Annotated in this window: 24 protein-coding genes, 1 riboswitch and 1 other annotated feature; all 24 genes read right to left on the bottom strand. The window is 39.8% G+C overall.

The window, feature by feature from the left end:
• Positions 1-19: 19 nt before the first annotated feature.
• The 24 genes from pheA to CRO56_RS13220 all read right to left on the bottom strand — a co-directional run bounded on the left by pheA (position 20) and on the right by CRO56_RS13220 (position 21,226).
• Positions 20-889: a prephenate dehydratase gene (gene pheA / locus CRO56_RS13340; RefSeq protein ID WP_097159105.1), complete on the bottom strand. Its 870-nt coding sequence runs from the start codon at positions 887-889 to the stop codon at positions 20-22.
• Positions 890-944: 55 nt separating this feature from the next.
• The gene (gene obgE, locus CRO56_RS13335) at positions 945-2,231 is read right to left on the bottom strand and encodes a GTPase ObgE (protein ID WP_097159104.1); all 1,287 of its coding nucleotides are present in this window, start codon (positions 2,229-2,231) and stop codon (positions 945-947) included.
• A 24-nt stretch (positions 2,232-2,255) separates the two neighbouring features.
• Positions 2,256-2,792: a Spo0B C-terminal domain-containing protein gene (locus CRO56_RS13330; protein WP_097159103.1), complete on the bottom strand. Its 537-nt coding sequence runs from the start codon at positions 2,790-2,792 to the stop codon at positions 2,256-2,258.
• 209 nt (positions 2,793-3,001) lie between these two features.
• Complete coding sequence (gene rpmA / locus CRO56_RS13325; RefSeq protein WP_097159102.1) at positions 3,002-3,292, bottom strand: 50S ribosomal protein L27; 291 nt, start codon at positions 3,290-3,292, stop codon at positions 3,002-3,004.
• A 12-nt stretch (positions 3,293-3,304) separates the two neighbouring features.
• The gene (locus CRO56_RS13320; RefSeq protein WP_097159101.1) at positions 3,305-3,640 is read right to left on the bottom strand and encodes a ribosomal-processing cysteine protease Prp; all 336 of its coding nucleotides are present in this window, start codon (positions 3,638-3,640) and stop codon (positions 3,305-3,307) included.
• Positions 3,641-3,654: 14 nt separating this feature from the next.
• Positions 3,655-3,963: a 50S ribosomal protein L21 gene (gene rplU / locus CRO56_RS13315; protein WP_097159100.1), complete on the bottom strand. Its 309-nt coding sequence runs from the start codon at positions 3,961-3,963 to the stop codon at positions 3,655-3,657.
• Positions 3,964-3,976: 13 nt separating this feature from the next.
• Positions 3,977-4,057, bottom strand: a sequence feature (ribosomal protein L21 leader region).
• Between the two features lie 57 nt (positions 4,058-4,114).
• Entirely contained in the window at positions 4,115-5,560 is a 1,446-nt protein-coding gene (locus CRO56_RS13310) for an Rne/Rng family ribonuclease (protein ID WP_179714277.1), read from the bottom strand.
• A 27-nt stretch (positions 5,561-5,587) separates the two neighbouring features.
• Positions 5,588-6,454 carry a M50 family metallopeptidase gene (locus tag CRO56_RS13305; protein WP_097159098.1) on the bottom strand — a complete coding sequence of 289 codons (867 nt, stop codon included), beginning with the start codon at positions 6,452-6,454 and terminating at the stop codon, positions 5,588-5,590.
• Positions 6,447-7,214 carry a M23 family metallopeptidase gene (locus tag CRO56_RS13300; RefSeq protein ID WP_097159097.1) on the bottom strand — a complete coding sequence of 256 codons (768 nt, stop codon included), beginning with the start codon at positions 7,212-7,214 and terminating at the stop codon, positions 6,447-6,449. Before CRO56_RS13300 ends, CRO56_RS13305 begins: the two co-directional genes overlap by 8 nt.
• Before the next feature lie 1,007 nt (positions 7,215-8,221).
• The gene (gene minD, locus CRO56_RS13290; protein ID WP_097159095.1) at positions 8,222-9,028 is read right to left on the bottom strand and encodes a septum site-determining protein MinD; all 807 of its coding nucleotides are present in this window, start codon (positions 9,026-9,028) and stop codon (positions 8,222-8,224) included.
• A 2-nt stretch (positions 9,029-9,030) separates the two neighbouring features.
• Complete coding sequence (gene minC / locus CRO56_RS13285) at positions 9,031-9,711, bottom strand: septum site-determining protein MinC (protein ID WP_097159094.1); 681 nt, start codon at positions 9,709-9,711, stop codon at positions 9,031-9,033.
• A gap of 78 nt (positions 9,712-9,789) precedes the next feature.
• Positions 9,790-10,299, bottom strand: coding sequence for a rod shape-determining protein MreD (gene mreD, locus CRO56_RS13280; RefSeq protein ID WP_097159093.1), 510 nt, complete (start codon positions 10,297-10,299; stop codon positions 9,790-9,792).
• Positions 10,296-11,186, bottom strand: a complete 891-nt coding sequence (gene mreC, locus CRO56_RS13275; protein ID WP_097159092.1) for a rod shape-determining protein MreC — start codon at positions 11,184-11,186, stop codon at positions 10,296-10,298. The genes mreD and mreC overlap by 4 nt, the downstream gene beginning before the upstream one ends.
• Before the next feature lie 167 nt (positions 11,187-11,353).
• Positions 11,354-12,373, bottom strand: coding sequence for a rod shape-determining protein (locus tag CRO56_RS13270; protein ID WP_097159091.1), 1,020 nt, complete (start codon positions 12,371-12,373; stop codon positions 11,354-11,356).
• A gap of 168 nt (positions 12,374-12,541) precedes the next feature.
• A complete protein-coding gene (gene radC, locus CRO56_RS13265; RefSeq protein ID WP_097159183.1) occupies positions 12,542-13,213 on the bottom strand; it encodes a RadC family protein in 672 nt (223 codons plus the stop codon).
• A 33-nt stretch (positions 13,214-13,246) separates the two neighbouring features.
• Positions 13,247-13,813 (bottom strand): Maf family protein, encoded by a 567-nt coding sequence (locus CRO56_RS13260; protein WP_097159090.1) that lies wholly within the window; start codon positions 13,811-13,813, stop codon positions 13,247-13,249.
• 192 nt (positions 13,814-14,005) lie between these two features.
• Positions 14,006-15,010: an SPOR domain-containing protein gene (locus CRO56_RS13255; RefSeq protein ID WP_097159089.1), complete on the bottom strand. Its 1,005-nt coding sequence runs from the start codon at positions 15,008-15,010 to the stop codon at positions 14,006-14,008.
• 126 nt (positions 15,011-15,136) lie between these two features.
• Positions 15,137-15,772 carry a type 4a pilus biogenesis protein PilO gene (gene pilO / locus CRO56_RS13250; RefSeq protein ID WP_097159088.1) on the bottom strand — a complete coding sequence of 212 codons (636 nt, stop codon included), beginning with the start codon at positions 15,770-15,772 and terminating at the stop codon, positions 15,137-15,139.
• Positions 15,769-16,353, bottom strand: coding sequence for a PilN domain-containing protein (locus CRO56_RS13245; RefSeq protein WP_097159087.1), 585 nt, complete (start codon positions 16,351-16,353; stop codon positions 15,769-15,771). Before CRO56_RS13245 ends, pilO begins: the two co-directional genes overlap by 4 nt.
• An 11-nt stretch (positions 16,354-16,364) precedes the next feature.
• Positions 16,365-17,342, bottom strand: coding sequence for a type IV pilus biogenesis protein PilM (gene pilM / locus CRO56_RS13240; protein ID WP_097159086.1), 978 nt, complete (start codon positions 17,340-17,342; stop codon positions 16,365-16,367).
• A 12-nt stretch (positions 17,343-17,354) separates the two neighbouring features.
• On the bottom strand, positions 17,355-18,110 hold the full coding sequence (locus CRO56_RS13235) for a prepilin peptidase (protein WP_097159085.1): 756 nt from the start codon (positions 18,108-18,110) through the stop codon (positions 17,355-17,357).
• Between the two features lie 101 nt (positions 18,111-18,211).
• A complete protein-coding gene (locus CRO56_RS13230; RefSeq protein ID WP_097159084.1) occupies positions 18,212-18,709 on the bottom strand; it encodes a competence type IV pilus major pilin ComGC in 498 nt (165 codons plus the stop codon).
• 101 nt (positions 18,710-18,810) lie between these two features.
• A riboswitch (cyclic di-GMP riboswitch) is annotated at positions 18,811-18,895 on the bottom strand.
• 79 nt (positions 18,896-18,974) lie between these two features.
• Positions 18,975-20,183 (bottom strand): type II secretion system F family protein, encoded by a 1,209-nt coding sequence (locus tag CRO56_RS13225; protein WP_097159083.1) that lies wholly within the window; start codon positions 20,181-20,183, stop codon positions 18,975-18,977.
• A 2-nt stretch (positions 20,184-20,185) separates the two neighbouring features.
• On the bottom strand, positions 20,186-21,226 hold the full coding sequence (locus CRO56_RS13220) for a type IV pilus twitching motility protein PilT (protein WP_097159082.1): 1,041 nt from the start codon (positions 21,224-21,226) through the stop codon (positions 20,186-20,188).
• Positions 21,227-21,235: the final 9 nt, after the last annotated feature.

The raw sequence follows: 21,235 nt of genomic DNA, 5'->3' as shown, positions 1-21,235 counted from the left end.
TTCTTCTTTTTTAGTTCGTTCATTTGGCTGATTGCAATGTTACGGTTGAGTATGAAGGGTAGCTCCCTAAAATTTTCACTCCGCAGCCGATTGCTTCTAATTCCTGAATGGCCCCAGGGATTAATACGTCATCCCATTTTTCCTCAATATCAATAATAAAATAGTAATGTCCTAGTCCTGTTTTCATAGGTCTAGATTCAATTTTGCTTAAGTTTAACTTTCTCCAGGCAAAAGCAGACAGTACTTGGTGCAGCGTTCCTGCTTCATCCATTGGCAGAGTAACAGTAATCGTAGTTTTATATGATTTCAGTTTGACTTGTTTGGAAGCCGCTGGAATGGGATGATTGGCTACGATTGCAAATCGGGTATGATTATTTTTCGAATCATGAATATCTCTTTTTACAATTTGCAGGCCATGATGTTTAGCCGCCAGTTCATTCGCAATCGCACCAATTTTCCGCTCTTTCTCCTCTTTTACCTTTTTGGCTGCTGCCGAAGTGGATGTCGCTTCTTCCCTCGGAATATTTGAAAATTGCTGATGTAAAAAGCGATGACATTGTGCCAATGCTTGCGTATGTGAATAGATTTTCTCGATACTTTCCCAATCATTTGCATAATCAGGGTGAACCATTAAATGCTGACGGATTGGAAGGGTTAACTCAGCCACAATCGGATGGTGGACTTCATGAATCAGATAATCCAATGTAATATTAACTGACCCTTCTAAAGCATTCTCTAGCGGCACAACAGCTGCATCTACTTCTCCTCTTTGCAAGGCATCCAGCGAATCTGGAATTGTTTTATAGGCTTTTGGATCTCCTTCAGGAAAAAAAGTCCGAACCGCCTCGTGTGTGAATGTTGCTTCAGGTCCTAAATAGGCGATTTTCATCTTGCGCTCCCCCTCTAGTCATAATCAATAATGGATCCAAAGTGAGTGAGGAAGCTTATTCAATAAACTCGAATTCATAATCCATAATCCGAACGATATCCCCATCACTTGCTCCTCTTTGTCTTAACGCTTCATCAATGCCCATTCCCCGGAGCTGGCGGGCAAATCTTCTAACTGATTCATCTCTTGAAAAGTCGGTCATCTTAAAGAGACGTTCGATTTTTTCACCAAAAATAACAAAGGTTCCATCTGATTCCCGCTGAATGTTAAACTCAGATTCTTTATTTTCATGTTTATAGACAACTCGATTTTCTCGTATCTCTTCTTCTGCATTTAATGGGAACTCAGGAGTCTCGTCTAATACATTTGCCACCGTTAATAGGAGTTCTCTGACCCCTTCTCGTGTAACTGCAGAAATCGGGAAAATCGGGTAGTCTTTGGCTAGCTGTTCTTTAAATTTCTTCAGATTTTCCTCTGCTTCTGGCACATCCATTTTATTAGCAACAATGATAATAGGCCGTTCTGTTAATCGTAAATTATATTGTTCTAATTCATTTTGGATCGTTACAAAATCCTCATAAGGATCTCTTCCTTCGACTGCCGCCATATCGATAACGTGAACGATAACCTTTGTTCTTTCGATATGACGCAAAAACTGAATTCCTAGCCCGACTCCCTGATGAGCTCCTTCAATTAAACCTGGCAAATCAGCCATGACAAAACTTCGCCCATCACCCGTTTCTACAACTCCTAAATTCGGAACAATCGTTGTGAAATGGTATTCGCCAATTTTTGGCCGGGCAGAGGATACAACCGACAAAAGCGTGGATTTTCCGACGCTTGGGAATCCAACCAACCCTACATCTGCCAACAATTTCAGTTCCAGGATAACATAGCGTTCTTGTCCCGGTTCTCCATTTTCGGCTATTTCAGGTGCAGGGTTGGCCGGAGTTGCAAAACGAATATTGCCTCTTCCGCCTCTTCCGCCTTTGGCAATCACAGCTCTCTGGCCATGATGGGTTAGGTCGGCAATGATCTCCTGTGTATCTTCATCTCTTACAACCGTTCCAGGCGGAACTTTTACGACCATATCGGGTGCATTTTTTCCATGCATGCTTTTAGACATGCCATGCTCGCCTCTTGTGGCCTTGAAATGTCTTTTATATCGAAAATCGACAAGAGTCCTGAGGCCTTCTTCTACTTCAAAAATGACATCTGCTCCTTTACCTCCGTCTCCTCCAGCAGGACCACCCTTTGGTACGTACTTTTCACGGCGAAAAGCGACCATTCCATTTCCGCCGTCTCCGCCTTTCACGTAAACTTTCGCTTGATCGACAAACATCTGATTCCCTCCTACGGAACCTATTCATTCACTAATCATAATTGCAAAGGCCAGTTCACCTTCCATTTCTTCGATCAAGTCAACTGTCCCATTTTTCAAAGGATGCTTATGTATGTATGTTACTATATTTGAATTGGGAAGAAATTCTCCTCTAACTTCAAATAATAAGCGTGTCCATTCCGTTGCTACTTCAATCGAAATGAATACATGATTTTCAGCCTTAGGATCGAATGAGTCCTCCAAATATAGAAACAACTTATTCATCCAGGCTGTGATCTCCTGATCTTCTAATGGAAATGTTCCTTTGGTCACAAGGACCTCATATTCTAACCTAAAAAAATGCTGCATCCAATTACAGGTTAACAGAAGTGAACTAAAATCATCTAATCCCAAATTACTCAAATTCGACTCGTTTCTCGCGTCAATTATGATTTCGTCAATGATTTCTTTAGCACGATTAGTTTTGCCGAGATCTAAATTCCCTTTTATTAGCTGAAGCTGGTTTAGCCAATCGTGTCTAGCATGACGTAGTATTTCCACCACATTCTTTGGTTCCTTCATTATTCTTCCCCTAATTTCTACTAATTTTACCGCTATCGCAAAAGAAGTTGTAACGGTTACCCCCGCTACAAACCTTTTTCGATACCAATCCCCTCTAAAAACATGACAATATGCTTTTTAAGCTAGTATAACAAATAAGGAATAAGAACTATAGTTCTTTTCTGAAGAATGAAAAAGGCTGACCCCTATGAGTCAGCCTCAACTTTCCCTTAAGCTTCTTGAGCTACTGGGTATACACTTACTTGTTTACGATCACGTCCAACGCGTTCGAATTTAACAACTCCATCTACTTTTGCAAATAGAGTATCATCTCCACCACGTCCTACGTTCACGCCTGGATAGATTTTAGTTCCGCGTTGACGGTAAAGGATGGATCCGCCTGTAACGAATTGACCATCGGCACGTTTAGCACCTAAACGCTTAGCGATAGAGTCACGTCCGTTCTTTGTAGAACCTACTCCTTTTTTAGATGCGAAAAATTGAAGATCTAAACGTAGCATTCATTCCACCTCCTACATATGGTAGGTTATTTTAATATAAGAATGATATTCTCTTTCAATCGATTCAAGAGAAGAGATCATCGAACGAATGAGGAGCTGCAGCTTCTCATCCATTGCTTTATCTTCTAGATTCGGAACTGTACAGCGGAGATAACCGCCGCCACCTCTTTGTTCGACAGGAAGCTCTATTCCTAACAGCTCTTCTACTGCATTTATCGATCCGATCGATACGGCTGACACTCCTGCGCAAACAATATCTTGTCCCGGTTCTGCAAACTGTGCATGCCCTTGGACTAAGAAAGAGGTGATTCGTTCATCAGAATCCTTATAAATCGACACTTTGATCATATGGATCAACAGCCTTATGCGTTGATTTTTTCAATGACTACTTTTGTATATGGCTGACGATGACCTTGCTTTTTGTGATAGTTCTTCTTAGCCTTATACTTGAAGACAACAACTTTCTTTTGACGACCTTGTTTTTCTACTTTTGCAGTAACAGTCGCACCTTCAACTAGAGGGCTTCCTACTTTTACGTTGTCTCCACCTACGAAAAGAACTTTATCAAAAGTAACCGTTTCGCCTGCTTCAACTGGTAATTTTTCTACGTAAATAGCTTGGCCTTCTTCAACTTTAAGTTGTTTACCACCAGTTTCGATAATAGCGTACATTATTGGCACCTCCTTAGAATCTAAGACTCGCCGGTGATAGGTGTAAAGGAAACTCCTTTATCTTAAAACCATAACCGTGCGGTTGTAGCACGGGTGCTACAAACTAACATCCAAAACTATAACACAAAAATCATCCATATGTCAATGAGAATTACGTATCTATCCTTGTGATCCGATAGAATGGATGCGGGTGTTCGATTTGTTCAAACGATAGTTCGAGATGGAGACTCTCCTCTAAATGTTCTTTTAATGTAAAGGGCTGCTTCATGAAATGCGCGATAATATCTGATGTGGCTTGAATTCGGATGAATGCTGCTTTGGTTTTTCTTTCTAAAATCTCTCTTTGTAGCGAAAAAGCAAGGGCTTCGCTTGAAAATACCCGGCCAGCTCCAGCACAAACAGGGCAAGCCATTGTCTGTTTCTTTATTAAAGAATGTCCTATTCGTTTCCTTGTTAGGATTAATACGCCTAATTCATGAAAGGAGCCCACTTGAATCGTTTTGTGGTCCTTTTTTGTCTCCTTGAGGAAGAGTTGTCTTATTTTTTCTTTTTGTTCTTCCCTTTCCATCTCTATAAAATCAATTACGATTAAACCTGCTAAATCACGCAAGCGAATTTGCCGTGCGGCCTCGATAGCAGCCAGTTCATTTGTTTTAAATACCGTTTGTTCATGCTCCCTTTTTCCAAGATATTTCCCCGTATTGACGTCAATAGCGGTCAGCGCCTCCGTTTCATCAATTGTCAAACTGGCTCCATTTTTAAGCCATACATGCTGTGATAAAAGCTTTGCTATTTGCTGTTCTAAATCGAAATAAGAAAAAATTCCTTCAACGCCCTGATAAAGTTTAATCTCCCAACCTGAAGTTTCGTCTAAGATGGCACGAATCTCTTGTATCATTTCTGCATGATCAACCCAGATTGTTCCTTCATTATATTGGTGAAGAAAGCCTTCAAGCTCTTTCAAAAAAAGATTTGGCTGAAAAAGCACACGCGGCGGATTGGAATACGGAAGCTGATTAATATGGGAAGAAACAGTCTTTTTAATCTCCTCAAATTCCTGTTTCACCATTTCCTCGGTTTGCTCTGAACTGCCGGTTCGAATAATCAGCCCCTCATTTCCAGAAAGCCATGTCGCTGCCGTTTCTCTCCATTTTTCAGCGAGAGTCGGGTCCATCCTCTTTGAAACAGCCACATAATGGCTATATGGCAAATAGACTAAATAAGTTCCCGGCCATTCAATTAATCCTGTTAAGCGGGCTCCTTTCTCACCAACTGGTTCCTTTTTAACTTGGATGATTATCTTTTCGCCTCTTTTTAAAAACTTGGAAATCGGCATTTGTTTCTTTTGTTCCAAAGGCAGATTCGATTGACGATAGGATGGGAGGTCGTCACGATGAATGAATCCTAACTTTTCCTCGCCAATATCAATGAAGGCAGCGTTCATACCGGCAATAATATCTTGGACCTGGCCAATGCATATTGACCCGGCAGTAAGGTGAGGGGAGGGCAGTTCTATATGTATATGTTCTAACTGTTTATTTTGCAGGAAAGCAAATCGCTGTTCAGCGGTCTTGGCATTGATTATTAATTCATTCAAAATCTAAAGTCACCTCAAAAAAAAATCCTAGTACATATACAATAAGTCTGCAACCTTGCCTTTGTAAAGTTTGTCAACAAAAAAGGCATGTAAAAGTTCATTTTCATCAATGGTTGCGTTTGACCCTTTCCCATTGATTCGAATCGTATGTTTACAGCCCCTTGAAAAGCGTTCAAGTACATCAACGATATTTTCATCCGGGTAGGCATAAATCGGCTGGATCGCCCTGAGTTCCCGATCTTTGTTTCCATAATAGCGTTCAAGTAAAAACCTTATAAAGACAAATGGCCTTTGCTTCCACTCTTTCCAAAGAGAAAAGACTAAAAAGATCCAAATTACCCAACTGTTTAAATGGAGGGGATTCCAAACCAGGATAGTAATTAAAGTTATTACAATCGTTCCTGCCGCAGCATAAAGTGTATAGCGATGCGCTTTTCGAAACGTAAAAAATTGAGAAAGCCATAAAAACAAAAGCTTTCCTCCGTCAAGCGGCCATGCTGGAAGAAGGTTAACCGATAGGATCATCAGATTAAAGCCAGTCCATAGCGTATAATCATCAGGATGAATTAGCATTTGATTGTATAAGAGCCAAAGTACGAATTGTATCCAAATATGCTGGATTGGTCCGGCAATCACAACAAGAAGCTCTTCTTTCATCGGTCTGTTGCCGTGCTCATCCATTTCTGCCACTCCGCCAAAGGGGAGCAATAAGATTTTTTGAATTCTCCATGAAAAAAAATGGGCCGTCAGCCCATGACCCAATTCATGAATCAGTACAAATGTAAATAATACAAGGACTTCCATGAATCTAGCCGTTATGATCGAAACCCCGATAATCAGCCAGAACAGCGGGTGGATGTGTATTTTTTTGAAAAAGCCTAAAGTTTTACTCAAAGGAAATCACCTGGATTGGGTCTATAAACTCATTCCCTTTTTGTATGGCAAAATAAAATTCTCCTTTGCCTTCGCTATTGCTGTCAGACACTGTTCCTACTTGTTCGCCCATCGGTACATTTTCTTGATAAGTAACATTTATCTCCTTTAATTGACCATACCAGGTAATCGTATCATCCGAGTGTTGAATCATCACGGTTTGTCCAGTATCCTCTTTTTTTCCGGCAAATATAACAACCCCTTCTTTCATAGCTTTAACAGGTTCGTTTTTGCCTGTTTCAATTGTAATTCCCTGATCTGTAGTTCCAAAGGAGTGCAATACCTTTCCTGATACAGGAACAGCATAATCCACAGTCATGTCAGATTTTTGATTTTCATTTGAATCGGCCGGAAAAAAGGCTAGGGGCTCTCCGAATGTGTCTTCATACCATTCGCTTACAGCAGCAAACTGAAAGTCATTTTCCATCGTTTCCGTAACGATCGTTCGGATTGACTCCAGCGAACTGTTTGTACTTTTAAAAAGAATCGCTGTTAATAAAAATAAACAGGCCGACGCAAGGATCTTAAAAATAAAAATTTCCTTTTTAAATAAAACCGGAGAGCGATCTGGACCTGATTCATATGTATACATTCGATCAAATCCGTGCTGTTCTTCAATCTCTGGAAGAATTAAACCATGTCTCTCCTCTCCCTGATTTCTATCAAGTCTTTCTTTTTTCCGCTTGGCAATACGCTTTTTTATTTCATCTGTGCGGCTCATCGCAGATTCCACCTCTTTAGTTCCACTTTATTTGTACAAGTCTATGACCTGTCTGCAAAAAATAGAATCAAATGTGTGAATTGTGTGGATGTTAGAGAAGGGGGAGATGGAATGAAGGGTTTATTAGGGTAATGACGGACATTTCGTACCTGCTCCAGTCTCGTTTTGGCCTTCATCGAGACAATTCGCTCTCGTTTTTCCTTGATTTGTCCTTCATCATCCCGTACATAAGGTAGCCTGAATTACACCACTGCAGCAAAGTATTTTTTTCCAAGTACAAAGAGTTCAGCTCAAGGAAGGCTGGACTCTATTTTGTGTTTCGGGTTAGGGATGGAGAGGATTTTTGGAGCGAAAGTAATGAGGTTGAAGCGGAAATTTACATTTTTGAGCACAAATCAGGGTTTTGGAGCGCCTTTTTTGTTTTTTGGAGCACAAGCCCGAAGTAAAGGAGCGGATTTCCTGCTTTTAGGAGCGGAGATCAGGGAGATTAGAGCAGGAAACCAGGGTTTTGAGCAAAAATTTAGATTTTGGAGCGGTACCTCTTAGCTTGAAGCCTGAAAATTTGGGCTTGATCATTAAGTAATGGGCGCGAATCACAATTATTGGGCGGGTCCGTGACTTATTTGGGCGAGTTCCGCAGTTTATTGGGCGCTCACCCCTAGTATTTGGGCACTTCTCCCGTTTAATTGGGCAGGAAATTTTATAATTGGGCGACCCCAACAATATTTGGGCGGCAATCTCGATAATTGGGCGGCCACCACAATATTTGGGCGGCCATCAAAATAATCGTTCGGGAAACAAAGTAATTAGGCGGGTATCCTTAATGATTCTTTAAGATTTATTTATCACTCCAAATTTTTGTCTATTGCTACCCATCTTTTCCCTGTAACAAAATATTCGTACATATTATGGAACAATATCCACAAGCAGGGAATTTTATAATTTCAACCACAAAAAAAGTATTGGATTTTCATCTAATCCAATACCTTTCTATATTTTCAAGTCTATTATACCTTTACACCAAAAAATCTCTTAATCTTTGCAAATACACCCTTTTGATCAAAATCAAGCGATTGCAAAGGAACCGATTCCCCAAGAATCCGGCGCGCAATGTTGCGGTAGGCAATCGATGCGCGGCTTTCTGGATTTAATACAATCGGCTCTCCATCATTAGAGGCTTTGATTACCAAATCATCATCTAAAACAATTCCTAATAATTCGATAGACAAGTGGGTGGTAATTTCATCTACATCCAGCATGTCTCCATTTTTCATCATATGAGTTCGTATTCTATTAATGACGAGCTTAGGGCGCTCGATATGATCTTCTTTTTCCAACAATCCTATCACTCTATCAGCATCACGAACAGAGGATAGTTCAGGGGTTGTTACTACAACAGCCTGATCGGCACCGGCTACTGCATTTTTAAAGCCTTGTTCAATCCCGGCAGGGCAATCAATAATAATATAATCATAGTCCTGTTTTAAATTATTTACGAGTTCCTTCATCTGTTCAGGATTGACGGCATTTTTGTCACTCGTTTGTGCAGCAGGCAATAAATATAACAAATCATTAAAACGCTTGTCCTTCACTAAAGCCTGATGTAATTTACAGCGTCCATCAATTACATCCACTAAGTCATAGATTATTCGGTTTTCAAGCCCCATAACCACGTCTAAGTTTCTTAATCCTATGTCAGTATCCACCAAACAAACTCGCTTCCCTTGAAGGGCTAATGCGGTTCCAATGTTGGCAGATGTCGTTGTCTTCCCAACGCCACCTTTACCAGATGTAATAACGATCGCTTCTCCCACTTTTACCGTCCTCCTTCCAAAAATCGAGTTAACCCAGGGCGAAGATAAATCAGCGATTGCAGCCGATCCACAACAATTTGTCCCTCATGATCGATATAAGCACATTCCATATCATGTCCATTTTCTTCATAATGATCAGGTGCGTTATTTAAAGCATCTGCAATCCGTAATTGGGATGGTTTCATTTTCGAAGCCACTACCACTGCCTCCTGATCTCCACGAAAACCGGCATGGGCAATTCCTCTAATGACACCCATAACAAAAATATTACCGCCAGCAATGATAGTTCCGCCCGGGTTCACATCTCCGATTAGAAGAAGATCGCCTGGAACTTTCAGGATTTGCCCCGATCGAACCACTCTGGCAACAGATACAATTTCATTTTCCTCTTTTAGCTTCTGGGCTTCCTGCTTTGTAATCACTTGGCTTTGGATTGACCCAATCACCAGGTTTTTCTTCCGGTGTACAACCGAGCTTAAGAGTTCCTTCTGCTCATCAGTCAGGTAGCGTAATCCCGTTTGAATATGTACTTGAACGAGAGGCTTATCTTCCTGGCCTTCATATGTCCCTGAAAGCTTATGTTCAAGCTCTTCAAGTAATTGCGAAAACGAACATGAATCGTCCATATGAAGAGTTAGACCATCCTTCGTACCTTTGATGATGACATTCTGCTTCGTTTTCATATCATTTGTCACCTCTAACCTACTGTTAAAATTCAACAAAAGGCGTCTATTATCCTTTTTTTCAAAAAAAATATTCGACTATTCATCTAAAATTCTAGCCTGAAGATAGAGTAAAAATTTTTTCAAAGGAAATGAAAAAAGAAATAAAAAGACTCCGTTCATGTAAATGGTTGGCAATAATCGTTGTTGTACAAATGACTCCATATTCATATCTGTTACTTGAAGTAAAACATTGAGTTCATAAACGAAGAATTCCAGTCCTGTCATACCGAGCAGGGTTACAAAAATTATGATAATGAGATGATGATGAAAAATTTTCATTAACCGGTCCATCAAATAACAAAGTAAAGGAAAAAGCGTCAAATAGACACCCAGTACTTCCGTATGGACTACATCATAAATCAAACCAAATACGACCGCGTAAATGAATCCCTGCGACCGACTGTAAAAAAGAACAATAAAAAAAAGGACACAAAATAAAAATCTTGGAACCAAAATCCATTCATAGAACTTGGAAAAAAACAAAACATAGAAGCTTTCAAATAAAAACACAGATAGAGTCAGGGAAGGGAGGAGGATTTTTCTCATGAGCCCTCTTCCTCCTCAGACTCTTCTTCTGTAAAGGATAGGATTGGTTCTGTTGCCGTCCTTTTTACAACAATCACATGGTTTAAGCTGTGCAGGTTCGCTGCCGGTTTAATGTAGGCCATTTGTGTCAATCCATATTGATCAGGCGCCACTTCAAGAACCTCTCCAATAAATAAATCACTTGGAAATACTCCGCCTAATCCTGATGATACGACGGGATCTCCGGCTTCAATTTTTTTGTCAAAAGGTATATCCCTTAATAAAAGAACCTTCTTTTCCTTATCGAAGCCATCGATAATACCTTTGACCTCTTCTTCCTCATTTTGCACGATAGCCGATATTCGATTTGTCGGATCAAGCGAGCTTAATAATTGGACAGTGGAAGTAAATTGTGAGGTGCTCTTGATTTTTCCAATGAGACCATCTGCTGTAATAACGGCCATGTTATCTTCTACCCCATTTACAGCACCTTTGTTTAATTCAACAATCTCGTGCCATTGATCAGGGTTTCGCCCAATTACCATTGCCTGAATGGGATCAAAATCACGTAAATTTTCTTTTATCTCTAGAGTTTTACGCAGTTCTTCATTTTCCTGTTCCAAGTCTTTGACTCTTTGATCTAGCTGATGGTAGTCTTCCATCTTACTTTTTAACAGCTGATTTTCATCATATGTATTTAATAAGGCTTGGACATCTTCAAACAACCCTGCAACCACATATACAGGTTTAGAAACTATATTCTGGACAAAGCCAGTGGTATCCTTGACGAATTGCTCCATCCAAGTGAGTTGACTTCTTTCCCTGATAGAAAAGCCTATCAATGCCACGAGAATAATAATACTCACAAGAAGAAACATAAGTCGCTTGTTGAGAAAAAATTGTGGCATGACGCACACCCTCTTACAAACTTGTAATAATCGATTCTGTCTTCCGGTAACTTCCTCAAGCTAAAATAAATGTCCCCTGCATAGATGAGGTTGTTTCATAAGGGGTATTCCCTTTATGAAACAACCACACAAGTGTGACAGGGTACACTGATTAACATCATAATTTTTTATCTGTCTTTTGCTCTGCCTTTAAATAAATGAATATGATCTAATGCTTTGCCTGTTCCAATTGCAACGCAGTCTAACGGATTTTCAGCAATTAAAACCGGCATTTTTGTTTCATCACTAATAACCTTATCAATATTTCTTAATAAAGCACCGCCGCCAGTTAAAACAATACCGCGATCCATAATATCAGCAGCTAATTCAGGAGGAGTTTTTTCTAATGTGTTTTTTACGGTATCAACAATCGCCTCAATCGTATCACGCAATGCTCTTGCAATTTCTTCTGGCGTAATTTCAATCGTTTTTGGCAGACCAGTCAAGAGGTCACGCCCTCTGATTTCCATATTGTCAATACCCTCTGGGTCACCAGCCGAGCCAATTTCTACTTTAATTGATTCTGCAGTCCGTTCCCCTATCATCAGATTATAGGTTTTACGAATATAGCTAATAATTGCAGCATCCATTTCATCTCCGGCAATCCGAATAGACTGACTGGTGACAATGCCGCCTAAGGAAATAATTGCGACTTCTGTCGTACCGCCGCCAATATCAACGACCATACTGCCAGTTGGTTCCCAAACAGGAAGATTAGCGCCAATTGCAGCCGCAAATGGTTCTTCAATTGTATAAGCATCCCTAGCTCCAGCTTGTCTTGTTGCATCGATGACAGCCCGTTCTTCTACGGCTGTAATACCAGACGGTACACACACCATAACATACGGTTTGCGCGAAAATGTGCCTTTTCTTTTAAGAGCATTAAGAATATAATACTTCATCATCGTTGCCGTCGTATCATAATCCGCGATCACTCCGTCTTTCATCGGCCTAATTGCCACTATATTCCCAGGAGTACGGCCAATCATATTTTTCGCATCGTTTCCAACTGCCACAATACTTTTCGTATCTGTTTGCAATGCAACAACGGAAGGTTCTCTAAGAACAATTCCCTTCCCTTTAATATAAACCAGTGTGTTTGCAGTTCCTAAATCAATTCCTAAATCTTTTGTCCCAATACCAAACATATGTAAATCTCCCTTTCTAACCCGAATCCTAACAAAAACGAATTCCATGAAACCTTAGGAGCTATATTCATTTTCCCATAAAAATTACATTAAAACGACAGTTTTTTTAAACAAACTGCTAAAAATCATAAATTTAATTATAGCCCAATGACCTTTAAAATCATAGTGTTATAAATATCCTTTTTCTTTTAAACTTACATAGCGGTTCTCACCTATTATAAGATGGTCGAGTAATTCTATGCCAATAATTTTGCCGCATTCATTTAATCTTTTTGTTACCTCAATGTCCTCCCGCGAAGGTGCTGGATCACCGGAAGGATGGTTATGAACACAAATGATCGAGGCGGCAGACCTGCGAAAAGCTTCTTTATACACCTCCCTTGGATGAACAATAGAAGCATTTAAGCTCCCGATAAATATAGTTTGTTTATGAAGAACTTGATTTTTCGTGTTGAGGTACAAGCAAACGAAATGTTCCTGGGATAAGAATCTCATTTCATTCATGACATAATTGGCTCCGTCCTCAGGAGATCGTATTGTATAGCGTTCTGTATCCTTTAAGCTGGCAACACGTCTTGCCAATTCAAAAGTTGCTAACAATTGTATAGCTTTTGCTGTTCCAATCCCCTTTATACTAGTCAATTCTTCAAGGCTAGCATCCTTTAACATTCGTAACCCTTCAAATTTTATGACCAATTTTTGAGATAATTCCATCACAGATTCCTGATGGGATCCTGTTCTTAAAAGTAAAGCCAGTAATTCCTGATTCGAAAGATTAGTGGGCCCTTCTTTCATAAAGCGCTCTCTTGGGCGTTCTTCTTCAGGAACATCTTTTATCATGAATATGGATTTTTCCAAACGATTTTCCTCCTTTTATACAGGAAAACCACATTTTTTTAACGCGCGGATCGTTTTGGACAATGGAAGTCCCATAACGCTATAGTAATCTCCTTTAATTTCTTTTACTAAATACGCGCCTTTGCCTTGAATTCCATATCCCCCTGCCTTATCAAATGGTTCACGACTTTCTATATAAGTATTAATGTCCTGCTCAGAAAGTTCCCAGAAGGTAACGTCTGTTACATCATAGAACGAATGAACAGAGCCTTCAGCTACAATGGTTACACCAGTATACACCTGATGAGTAGCAGCAGAAAGTTTTTTCAGCATCGAGATCGCTTCGTCTTGATTATGTGGTTTTCCTAAAATCTCGTTTTGAATGGAAACTACTGTATCGGCACCTAATACAAAGTAGTCTGGAAATTTTGCAGCAACGTCTAGTGCCTTTCGTGAGGATAGTTCAATCACGGCATCCTGTGGGTATATTTGTGGGGGGAGATCCTCAGATACACCGCTTTTGTGGATTTCAAAGGGAATATTCATTTGTTTTAATAATTCACTTCGTCTTGGTGAGCCAGACGCCAATATGAGTGGTTTCATACGATCACCTCTTTAGAATTAGTTAGAAAGGGAAATCTATTTTATCCTATCAAATTGAGTAGTAAAAAAGCAAAAGAGAAAATCACAAAAAAAGACTGTCGAAAAGGTGCTTTTTCTTCGACAGTTCTTTTATATTTCGATTCATTTCCCGGAAAATAGACAGAAAAAAAATAATTAATTTCTATTTTTTTTTTAATTCTCTGCATTCAGTTTGATATAAGAGAGAAGAACTTGCTGAGCCTCGTAGGCATCATTTACATTTTTGCCTTGACCATAAGCTTCAAGGGCCGTACTAGCCTGGAGGATGATATCTGCCAATAATGCAGAGGCTTGGTCTTGAAACTCTGTATTCTGTATAGTACTAGAAATATCGTTTAATTTGCTTTGAGCATCCTCCGGCACTCCTTGTCCAAGTGTTGCTTTTCCTGCTAAATCAAATAGAACCGGCAGAGCACTGATGGCTTCATTAAGGACTGATGTATTACCTACGCTGGCTGTTTCAAAGGTTCCTTCTTTTAATAGATGTTCCTTGGCATACACTTCAATCCCTTTTTCAGCGTATATATTAGCCAATCGCTTTGCTTCATTCTCATTAGAAGCTAGTCCCAAAAGGACAGTATAGGAGCTATCTCCATTTTCTAATATAACAGACGGTACGGCTTTTTCATTGAGCTGTGCGACTAATGTATTTGCAGCTTCTTGATTGGAAAAAACTCCACCTTGAATCACATAGACTGACATAGTAGGAATCGCTACTGAACTCGGCGATGCGTTGACAGGCGGCGGCTGATTGTCTGAAATAGCTGGAGGATTAGTGGTTTGGACAGAGACCTGGCTGCCTTCAGCTGAAATGAATTTTAATAGGATGATCCCAAAAGCAATCCCTAAGCCAATCGCAAATGCTAGAGAAAATAACAGTGAGCTTACTGTATGAAACATATTGCCTTTTTTGCCTGAATATTTAAGAAGCTGGCTATTTTTTTCTTTCTTATTAGCCTGAATAAATTCTTTTGGTCCTGGATCAATCTCTGGAAGGATCCAGTCAAACTCCTCTACCTCTTCCCGTGCTGCTGCCGTTTCAATTGAAACATTTTCTAATATATCCCGTGCCTGTGTCTTTTTTTCTTCTTTGATAGGAGCGGACTTTTCATTCAACATGATCTTTATCTGACCATTTTTATTTGACTGTTCTTTCAATCCTTCCTCCCCCTTTTACTAGTTTTGCCCTATCCTATCATAGAGTTCAAAAAAAATAACAAGACTTTTGTCGTCTTGTTATCGTCATGTTTCGTATTGTTTTGTCAATAAGTCCGATCATTAACGCTAAAGATTAGTGATTTCTCCATTCGGATAGTAGAATGCTGAAATTTGAATCGTGAACACAACGGGAGTCTGATTTCCTTGACTTGATAAATCACCTTGTCCGCTAAACGTTAAATTTTCGATTTGGATGATTCGCTTCATATTTTCTAGCTCCTCTAAGAATTCTTCCAAATCTTCATAGGTTGGTGATTGGACAGACATGGAGATCGTTACTTTTTCAACATCGCTTGGAATCGCTGGACTTTGTGGTACTGTTTGATCCTGTTCTTCTTCGGACACATTAGTCTCGGTATCAGACGGTGATTCTTCAACTGAAGAATCACCAAACGTGATATTTAAAATTAGACTATCTGAGGCAAGCTCTGCTTTTTCCAAATCTAAGATCAGCTGGTCCACTAACGGCTGAGGCGGCAGCTGCTTTTGCAGTTCATTTATTCTCAGCTTGTCATCATTCACTTCTTGCTGATCGCCTTCACTTACCGACTGAAAAAGATCCGTTTCTTCTTTAATTTGCTGTTCAAGTGTTTCAATACTTGCTTGGAGGGGCAGTACAACAAACTGATAGCCTGAAATTAATAGCAACCCAAAGATGAAGAAAGTAAAAAGAATGACTCTTATAAATTTGATAGCTTTCATTGTCCGTTCAGCTCCTGAGTTGCCTTTTGTACTTCTGATACATCAATAGTTAACTGAAAATCTGCATGGTATCTCGGCAATACATTGGTTGAACCACTGCTCAGCTGGACCGTTTCAATTTCATTAAGGATCACATTAGAAAAAAAGGAAGATGATTTTAGCCTGTCCAAGAAAAAGGCCACTTCCCTTGATGCATAAAACTCAGCTGCTAGGTGAATCTGACTTGAGTTTGAATAATCAAACTGTAAAACAGATCCTTTATCCTGTAGTAAACTAGAGATTTCGTTCATTAGAGAAACAGTTGGGAGTGGATAGGCGGCTAACGTTTGAACGATCTCTTCGTACTGTTTCGTTGGTGCAGCTGGTTCTGCAGGCTGATTTTGCTGTTCGCGTACTTGCCGAAGCTCCTGAATTTGAGCAAGCTGATTTTTAAGACGTTCCTCTATTTTTAATTGCTCATTCAGCCAGAATCCGCCAGCTGTGATGATTAGTATAAAAATAACAAAAACCAAGCCAATTGCAATAAAGAGATGACTATTTCGTTGTTTCTTCTGGGGTAATAGATTAATGTCTACAAGCATTATCATTTCACCTACTTTAATGCCAAGCCAATACAATCTGAGAAAAAGGCAGGTACATTTACGTTTTTCCTCGTTTGAAATAATGGCTCTGTAAAAGCATGTACTTCTTGGCTAAGCTGTGCGTTAATCTCGATCGAGAGTAAGTTTACACAAGGGTGGTCTCCGACAATTAACAACTTATTGATTTCGTATTGTCCTTTAGCGAGATTCGAACGGTACACATCCATCATCCGTCTGATTTCTGTCATAACTGGTGTGAGAATCTCATCCAGTTGGCGGCTGTTGCCTTTCCAAACCAGCTGATCGAATTGATTTCGCCCATGATGAACTTCAACGGCTTCCTCATCGAATACCAATGGAATCTGTCTTAAAATCACTGGCTTGTGTTCATGAAAAACGGATAGCTGCAAAGAATTTGGGTTTATTTGCACAAGCAGCAAGTGCTCTTGCGGCCGCGCTAAATCTAAATGATAATAAAGCCGGTAATACGATAAACAGGTTAAATCCGCTGCTTCAGGATGCAGTTTCGCTTTATCTATCACTTGTTGATATTGCTGTACAACCGACTCTTTACTCGCTACCAATATCACTTCTTTATCCCCGTTGCGAATCTGATGAGGAACGGCTTCAATAATCGGATCTTCGAAGGGAAGATGGATGGATTGTCCAAGCTGAAAGTATAAATGTCCCTTTATTTCGTCATCTGGGATTTCCACCGGTACGGATGTTTGTCTTACAATAACTTGGGAGTCTGGTACACAAAATCTTGCCAAACGTCCTTTGATTCGCGACTCTTTTACAAACTTATGTAAGAATAATGTGAAATCATCCTGATCCTGAACTAATCCATTTACGATTAATCCTGATGGTACCGACCTTTGTCCATATTTGATAATTGATGTATTTTTTCCAGCCTCAACAAAGCGCACGAAACGGTCATTGATTATGATGTTGACCCGATGATGTTTTTTTCGTATTAAGCCGCTCATCCGCTGCACCACCTACCAAAGAATATGAAAATACCATTGCATGATTTGCTCCCCATAAAACAAGGAGAGTAATGCCCCTAAAGCAATAAAGGGTCCAAACGGAATCGCCTGTCTTTTTTTGATGCGCCCGAGCAAAATGCCCATTATTCCGACAAGTGCTCCGATGATAGATGCCATAAAAAAGGTTAGCAGTACATTCGGAAACCCAAGGGCAATGCCAATTACAAAAAACAGTTTAATATCTCCTCCACCCATTCCGCCTTTGCTTATAATTGCAATAAAGAGCAAGAATAATGCAGCTCCGGCTCCTGCTGCATATGGATTCCACCATGGATCTAAGGGGGAGAAAATCCGGTAAATTAAAAAGAATATAAGAAAGTAAAATAAAATCTTATTCGGAATTAGCATATATGTAAGATCTGTCACGATGATAATACTTAATAAAGAGATTAATAGAAAGGAAACAACCAGTTCATTGGAAAAGCCAAAATAAAGATACGCGTACATAAACAAAAGCCCCGTCAGTAATTCAATAAACGGGTACAAAATGGAAATCGGAGCATTACAACTCTTGCATTTCCCGCCAAGAAACAGGTAGGACAGTACCGGAACCAGTTCAAGCGGACCAAGCTCATTGTGACAATGGGGACAGTGCGAATTCGGATATACGATCGACTGTTTAATGGGAACCCGTAAGCCTACCACATTATAAAATGAGCCTAGCAATAGGCCGAGAATGAGAAAAAAAATAGCGTAAACTACATCCATAGCATAATTCCTTTTATTGGTTGATAGTTTTAGTATACTAGTGTTTTATAAACATTTCTATCTTAATAAGAAAAGAAAGGAGAACTGGGTCTCCTTTCTGGTTAATTAAACGCTGCTTCTCTTGTTAAATTATTTTCTGGCTGATCTGTTATATTGAATTCAGTGTTACTTGAATTAAGTGTAACAGTGTATACAAAGGAATTTCCTGTTTTTGTAATTTCTATAAATGCTCCATTTCTCGCATCTCCTGGAACAAAATTTAATATATCGGTACTATTATTAGTAGTTATCGAAGTATACATAGTACCACTAAACGGGTCCTCTACAGGATCTATATATCCTTGGTCAACTAAGTAATCCAGTGTCACATAAAAAGTTCCATTTCCTCTTCCAGAAAGCTCAGATACAGCAACTAGTTTTGCAGAATTAATCATTTGCTGGGCATTAGCCAAATGAGCATCACGCTTGCTGTTTTCTATTAACCCACCGACACTTGGTACGGCAATAGCGGCAATAATCCCCAAAATTACAACAACAGCCAATAACTCTACTAAAGTTAAACCTTTCTCATTTTTCCATGCTTTTAAAATTCGGCGCATGATGAATCCTCCTATTATTAGATACTATAATTTCGTATGTATTGGTATAGAAAAGGCCGATTTTACCCATGTTTTAAAATCTCTAGATGAATTCAACATGTTGTAAAATCGGCCGGTTGCACTACTAGCTCAATATTCTCCAAAGTGACAAGACTCAGAAGAATTTTCATAACTTCCAATTTTTCTAGTTACCAATATTTATATGGACAAAGCTATTATATTATACTTAAGACTTTTATACTATACCTTTATTGAATAAATTTTCCTATTGAATGGATTCAAATACACTGAACATTGGCAGCGCAATCGAGGCGACAATAACCCCGACTACTCCTGCCAAAAACGTGATTAGTACCGGCTCGAGCAGTGCCTTCAGCTTCTCAGTTGCAATCGAGACATCAGCTTCATAGAAATCTGCTACTTTTCCTAAAACGGTTTCCATAGCCCCAGTTTTTTCTCCTGTTGCAATCATTTGTACAACCATAGGCGGAAATGCCCAGTGTTCCTGAAGCGGCTTTGTCATCGATTGTCCTTTCTCAAGCGATCTTTTTACATCCTGAAGTGCCCGAACATACACTTCATTCCCTACCACATTTTCGATGATCGACATTGATTGCAGGATAGGAACGGAGCTGGCATACAACGAACTTAGCGTTCGCGTCATTCTCGCTAAAGCGAATTTTCTTAAAATCATCCCGACAATCGGTAGCTTTAATGCAAAATAGTCGAAATAATACTGCCCATCCTCACTTTTAATAAAATACCAGATACCTGCTGTGGTAGCTCCGACTATTAACAGTATGAACCACCACCACTTTAAGAAAAACTGGCTTGCCGAAAGTACCATCTTTGTCACAAAGGGCAGCTCAGCTCCCAATGATGCAAACATCGTTGAAAAAGTTGGAACAACAGTTGTTAATAGAAAAATTAAAACTGTAATCGATACGATTCCAATAAAGACTGGATAGGTTAAAGCAGCTTTTACTTTATTCCGGGTTTCATATTGTTTTTCAAAATACACGGCGAGTCGGTCTAAAATTTCATCCATATTACCGCCAACTTCTCCGGCTCTTATTAAGTGGACAAACATGGGCGGAAAAATTTTCGGATGCTCTGAGACTGCCTGAGTAAAGGAGCGGCCTTCCCTCAGCTTCTCCTCTATATCTGATAGAGATTGTTTTAATAGTTTATTATCGGTTTGTTTGGCCAAAATTTGCGTTGCTTCTACAATGGAGATTCCAGCTTGAATCAGGGTAGAAAATTGGCGGATGTACATTACAAAATCTTGGGGCCTTACCTTTTTTTTCGTAATTTCAATCTCTTTATATAGGAAACTTGTTAATTCTTCGAGAGAAATAACCGCAACCCCAAGCTCACGAAGTTTTTCAATCGCTTCCTTTTCATCATGTGCTTTCAGTTTCCCTGATTTTTTCTCGCCCTTTCGATCACGACCTCTATATTGATATACAGCCATGATTAAAACTCACCTTTAAGATATGGAGAAGCAGCTTCATTGGATATAACTCTCTCTCTTAATAAGTCTTCAATTGCCATTTGCATCGTTTGCATGCCTGCTTCCCTGCTCGTTTGGATTACACTTTGTATTTGATGGGTCTTTTCGTTGCGGATTAAATTCTTCACCGCTGCATTACAGATTAAAAGCTCAACCGCTGCTCGTCTGCCGGTAAAATCGACAGTAGGAAATAATCTTTGCGATATAACAGCTTTTAAAACCGATGCAAGCTGAATCCTGATTTGCGTCTGCTGCCCGGCGGGGAACACATCTATAATTCTATCAATCGTGGATGCAGCATCGGTGGTATGTAAGGTTCCAAAAACTAGATGGCCCGTTTCAGCAGCTGAGATGGCGGTTGAAATTGTCTCAAGATCGCGCATTTCCCCTACTAGAATCACATCCGGATCCTGCCGTAAACAAGCACGCAGTCCATTGGCAAATGACCTTGTGTCAAACCCGACTTCGCGCTGGTCAATGATACATTGACTGTGTCTATGTAAATATTCAATCGGGTCTTCCAGTGTAATAATATGCTTTCTCATATAGCGATTCATTTCGTTAATCATCGCTGCGAGCGTCGTTGATTTTCCGCTTCCAGTTGGCCCGGTCACCAAAATTAACCCTTGCGGATGTGTAATTAAATTTTGGATTTGCGGCGGTAAAAACAAATCTTGTATCGTTGGAATATGAGTAGGAATGACACGAATCGCCATACTTACACAAGATCTTTGATGGTAAGCATTTATGCGAAACCGGGAGACCTTAGGGATTCCATAAGAAAAATCAAGCTCGCCTTTTTCCTTAAAAGTTGGCCAAAGGTGATGAGGGATGATCGCTCTTGCCATTTCTTCTGAATGTTCCGGAAGTATAGGTGACTTGCCGTAAGGCTTTAACTCCCCGTTAATTCGGATAATAGGAGGAACCCCGACTGTTAAATGAATATCAGAAGCCCCAAATTCAAATGCTCCTTGTAAAATCGTGTGTAGCTGCTCCTTATACATCTGACTTAC

The sequence above is a fragment of the Bacillus oleivorans genome (genome assembly GCF_900207585.1).
GTDB lineage: Bacteria > Bacillota > Bacilli > Bacillales > JC228 > Bacillus_BF > Bacillus_BF oleivorans.
This window is presented reverse-complemented; position numbering and strand designations above follow the sequence as displayed.

Bases quoted from the DNA above. Each gene is read 5' to 3' on its own strand.
- CRO56_RS13320 (WP_097159101.1), bottom strand. From the start codon at position 3,640: ATGATCAAAGTGTCGATTTATAAGGATTCTGATGAACGAATCACCTCT.
- rplU (WP_097159100.1), bottom strand. From the start codon at position 3,963: ATGTACGCTATTATCGAAACTGGTGGTAAACAACTTAAAGTTGAAGAA.
- obgE (WP_097159104.1), bottom strand. From the start codon at position 2,231: ATGTTTGTCGATCAAGCGAAAGTTTACGTGAAAGGCGGAGACGGCGGA.
- mreC (WP_097159092.1), bottom strand. From the start codon at position 11,186: ATGCCACAATTTTTTCTCAACAAGCGACTTATGTTTCTTCTTGTGAGT.
- CRO56_RS13225 (WP_097159083.1), bottom strand. From the start codon at position 20,183: ATGGCTGTATATCAATATAGAGGTCGTGATCGAAAGGGCGAGAAAAAA.
- pheA (WP_097159105.1), bottom strand. From the start codon at position 889: ATGAAAATCGCCTATTTAGGACCTGAAGCAACATTCACACACGAGGCG.
- CRO56_RS13260 (WP_097159090.1), bottom strand. From the start codon at position 13,813: ATGAAACCACTCATATTGGCGTCTGGCTCACCAAGACGAAGTGAATTA.
- mreD (WP_097159093.1), bottom strand. From the start codon at position 10,299: ATGAGAAAAATCCTCCTCCCTTCCCTGACTCTATCTGTGTTTTTATTT.
- CRO56_RS13220 (WP_097159082.1), bottom strand. From the start codon at position 21,226: ATGTATAAGGAGCAGCTACACACGATTTTACAAGGAGCATTTGAATTT.
- rpmA (WP_097159102.1), bottom strand. From the start codon at position 3,292: ATGCTACGTTTAGATCTTCAATTTTTCGCATCTAAAAAAGGAGTAGGT.
- CRO56_RS13270 (WP_097159091.1), bottom strand. From the start codon at position 12,373: ATGTTTGGTATTGGGACAAAAGATTTAGGAATTGATTTAGGAACTGCA.
- radC (WP_097159183.1), bottom strand. From the start codon at position 13,213: ATGATAAAAGATGTTCCTGAAGAAGAACGCCCAAGAGAGCGCTTTATG.
- CRO56_RS13245 (WP_097159087.1), bottom strand. From the start codon at position 16,353: ATGCTTGTAGACATTAATCTATTACCCCAGAAGAAACAACGAAATAGT.
- pilM (WP_097159086.1), bottom strand. From the start codon at position 17,342: ATGAGCGGCTTAATACGAAAAAAACATCATCGGGTCAACATCATAATC.
- CRO56_RS13330 (WP_097159103.1), bottom strand. From the start codon at position 2,792: ATGAAGGAACCAAAGAATGTGGTGGAAATACTACGTCATGCTAGACAC.
- CRO56_RS13230 (WP_097159084.1), bottom strand. From the start codon at position 18,709: ATGCGCCGAATTTTAAAAGCATGGAAAAATGAGAAAGGTTTAACTTTA.
- pilO (WP_097159088.1), bottom strand. From the start codon at position 15,772: ATGAAAGCTATCAAATTTATAAGAGTCATTCTTTTTACTTTCTTCATC.
- CRO56_RS13300 (WP_097159097.1), bottom strand. From the start codon at position 7,214: ATGAGCCGCACAGATGAAATAAAAAAGCGTATTGCCAAGCGGAAAAAA.
- minC (WP_097159094.1), bottom strand. From the start codon at position 9,711: ATGAAAACGAAGCAGAATGTCATCATCAAAGGTACGAAGGATGGTCTA.
- CRO56_RS13235 (WP_097159085.1), bottom strand. From the start codon at position 18,110: ATGGATGTAGTTTACGCTATTTTTTTTCTCATTCTCGGCCTATTGCTA.